This window comes from Devosia elaeis, assembly GCF_001650025.1.
Classification (GTDB): domain Bacteria; phylum Pseudomonadota; class Alphaproteobacteria; order Rhizobiales; family Devosiaceae; genus Devosia; species Devosia elaeis.
Genome location: NZ_LVVY01000034.1, coordinates 1 through 3,143, shown reverse-complemented (window position 1 = coordinate 3,143; position 3,143 = coordinate 1). Strand labels below are relative to the sequence as shown.

Annotated in this window: 3 protein-coding genes and 1 pseudogene; 2 read left to right on the top strand and 2 right to left on the bottom strand. The window is 59.0% G+C overall.

From position 1 onward, the window contains the following. Positions 1-52 precede the first annotated feature (52 nt). The gene (locus A3840_RS01615; RefSeq protein WP_067450890.1) at positions 53-1,090 is read right to left on the bottom strand and encodes a DUF2955 domain-containing protein; all 1,038 of its coding nucleotides are present in this window, start codon (positions 1,088-1,090) and stop codon (positions 53-55) included. Positions 1,091-1,099: 9 nt separating this feature from the next. Then, the gene (locus A3840_RS01610; RefSeq protein ID WP_067450887.1) at positions 1,100-2,131 is read right to left on the bottom strand and encodes an HlyD family secretion protein; all 1,032 of its coding nucleotides are present in this window, start codon (positions 2,129-2,131) and stop codon (positions 1,100-1,102) included. A 222-nt stretch (positions 2,132-2,353) separates the two neighbouring features. On the opposite strand from A3840_RS01610, the gene A3840_RS01605 reads away from it, so the two are divergent. Both A3840_RS01605 and A3840_RS20230 read left to right on the top strand, forming a co-directional pair. Continuing rightward, a complete protein-coding gene (locus A3840_RS01605; protein WP_067450884.1) occupies positions 2,354-2,821 on the top strand; it encodes a MarR family winged helix-turn-helix transcriptional regulator in 468 nt (155 codons plus the stop codon). Positions 2,822-2,897: 76 nt separating this feature from the next. Next, positions 2,898-2,981, top strand: a pseudogene (locus A3840_RS20230) (FAD-dependent oxidoreductase); the annotation flags it as partial. Positions 2,982-3,143 lie beyond the last annotated feature (162 nt).

Sequence of the window (3,143 nt, the reverse complement as noted above, 5' to 3'; positions counted from 1 at the left end):
ATTGGAGCTTGACCTCAATGCCCGATTAAAGAAGCAGACATTCATCGAAACCTCAATGTAGGCTTCGCTCCTCGCTTGTCCGCCGCTCAGTCCGCACGAGCAGGCGATCAAGAACGCTCACCACGACGGCTGCGACCATCGCCCCTATGATTGTCAGGCCCGCACGCTGCAGAAACGCGAAAGCGGGATCGGACGAGGCCATGGCGCTGCCTACCAACGAGATCATGATGGAGGCGGCGTCCTGATACACCATGGTGTTCAGCCGCCCCGTCATCATCTTGTGCGACAGGAAGAGGACGATGAGAAAGGTGAGGCTCAGCAGCACCACCAGATGTCCGCTGACCGTCAGGGTGCCGAGTATGATCAGCGACAGGCATCCTCCAAGGATCACAGCGAAACTGCGCTGACCCACTTCGCGCCAGATTTCCCCCTGCGTCGTGAAGACGAGAATGAACATGCCGGCAATCCCGAGCATGACATTGCCGAAGTCGAGGATGGTGTAGAGGTAGAGCGAAAAGGCCAGCATCACCCCGGCGCGAATGAGGGCGCGTGTCACGCGGCCCTGCTCCGGCGCTGGAACATAATGATCGACATGGATCTCAGTGGTTTTGACCGGCAGGAGCATATAGACCAGCGGTGCAAACAGGGCGACGCAAAGCGCCGCCTTGGTCATTTCCGATCGCAGATAGCTCATGGCCGTATGCGAACCCAGCCCCATCACCGACATAAGCGCCGCCGCGACGATGAACAGCATGCCCATGGCGTTGCCGGTCTTCTGGATCATGAAAAAACCGACGAAATAGACCGCGCCCATGATGACCACCAAAGCGAGCGGTGTCTGGTAGAACAGGGCAACCGGCAGCGACATCAGCCAAAGCATGACTGAAAATGCGATTGGCGCGCCAAACGCCCGCTTGGGATCAAAGGCCTTGCGGTTCCCGGCCATCAGCGAAAACATCATGATGGGGAACAGCATCGCCATGGGCGATTGTAGGACCATGCCCACGGCAAAGCCGATGGTCGGCATTATGGCCAGACGCACCGCAAAAAGCGGATCATCCTCGATCTGGGGCCTTGGCGCGACGAACATGGGTGGAGCCTAGTAGAGGTAGGATAGATAGGTTTGGATGATCTGCAGGCCGCGTGAGACTAGCGCTACCGGATTGCTCGGGTCGGTGGCAAAGATCAGCGCGCCGGTCTTTGACCCGGCCCGGACGTTGCGAGGCCAGGCTTCATCCTGTGCAAGCTCGATCTGCACCGGAATGGTGCGTGCAGGCTCGAACCAGCGGGTCGACGGCTGGTTTTGCGGCAGACCGTTGGCCGCCATCCTGCCCGGATCGATGCCCCAAGCGATGCCGCGCACCTGCCCCGTGAAAGTGCGGCCGGGGACGGCGTCAAAAATCAAGCTGACCGGGTCGCCGACCTCCACATTGGCCAATTGGTTCTCGCGCAGATCAACCACCACCCAGGGCTGCTCGCTGTCGATAAAGGTCATGGCCGGCGCGCCGGCATTGACGAATTGGCCCACGCTGAGCTGAAGATTGGTGATTACTCCATCGGCAGGAGCGACCACGGTGGCAAAGTCCAGATTGAGCTTTGCCTGTTCCAGTTGAATGCGCGCCGCTTCGACTTGAGGATTGGGCTGGTTGTCATCGCCCAGTTGAAGCTGTGCCGATTCAAGGCTGGCTTGGGCCGATTCCAGGCTGGATTGCGAGGAAGAAAGTTGCAATTCGGCGGCCTCGAGTTGAGCCTGTGTGGCCGTGCCGCGCTCGAAAAGGCTTCGCGTGCGTTCAGCAGCCGTTCGGGCGTTTTCCAGGTTCGCCTCGGCCTGATCGACCTGCGCTCGGGCTGCCGTTAGATTGACCGTTGAGGCATTGAGCCCCACCAGCGCCTGCTGGTAGGCGGCCTCGGCCTGGCGAACCGCAAGTTCGAACGGTGCGGGGTCGAGTGCGAAAAGGGGCTGGCCGCGCTCAACCTCCTGATTATCGATGACAAAAATCTCGGCAACCTGTCCGGCCGCGCGTGGTGCGATCTGGGTGGTTGAGGCTGAGACGGCGCCGGACGATGTCGAGGGCGCAACAAGATCGGAGGCAACATGCCAGGCCAGGCTGCCGACGAACAGCACCAGCACTAAGAAGCCCACACGCCCGGCGGCGCTTCTAGCCCGCTTTTCCTTCCCAAGAGTAGGATGGGCGCCCGTATCATCAGCGCTGTCTAAGGGTCCCTGAGCCGCCTCAACTTCATTTACATCAGGATATTTCTGGACATTTGTGCTCGACACACTGCACCCCTTAGCATAAGCGAAATGATCGCTATATACGATGATCAAGAATCTTGATGAACGAGATACATAATGACAGACAGGACGTCAAGCGACCAGGAACATCGCGAGCAGATGCTTAATCGGGTAGGGCAAGCGCTGAGAACGGCAATCCAGACGCTTGAACTGGCGCGGGAAAAGGTGGCCAAGGATCAGAAACTTCATCCTACCGATCTGCGCTGCCTTGCTTATCTCGACAGGATCGGCGAGCCCGTCAGTCCCAAACAGATCATAGCGGAGCTGGGGATGACATCTGGATCGGGCACAGCGTTGCTCGACCGGCTGGAAAAGGCTCATTTGATCCGCCGCATCCCCCATGCGTCCGACCGCCGCTCCATCCTGATCGCAATGACAGAGCACGCCGCCGAACCTTTGGCGCGCTATCGCGAGATCGAAGCTGCGTTTCGTAAGGCTACTGTTGCGCTGAGCGACCGCGACCTAATGATGATCGCAGACTTCCTCGACGAAATGAGCAATGCGTCAAAGACACTGCTGGAATAGTTCGCAGACAATGGTTTGCCCAGAGGCATGTGCCTACCTTGTCTCGGGATGCAAGCACTGTTACCAAAACGCCCTCAACCCAGCCATGGCCTCGGTTACCGCTGCAATATCGCACAGCGCGATGGCTGGTATCTCCGCCCAGCAGTCGATGCTGGTTTGAGAGCGTGAATTCCCTTCTCCGGTTGCCGCCGGCCATCGCGGGGAGCGCCTCCGAAAGCAGATCAGCGGCGGTGCGATATACGCCCGTGGCAAGCGGCGCGATCGCATCTCGTATTGAAGGTCCGCTTCTTTAATCGGGCATTGAGGTCAAGCTCCAATCTTC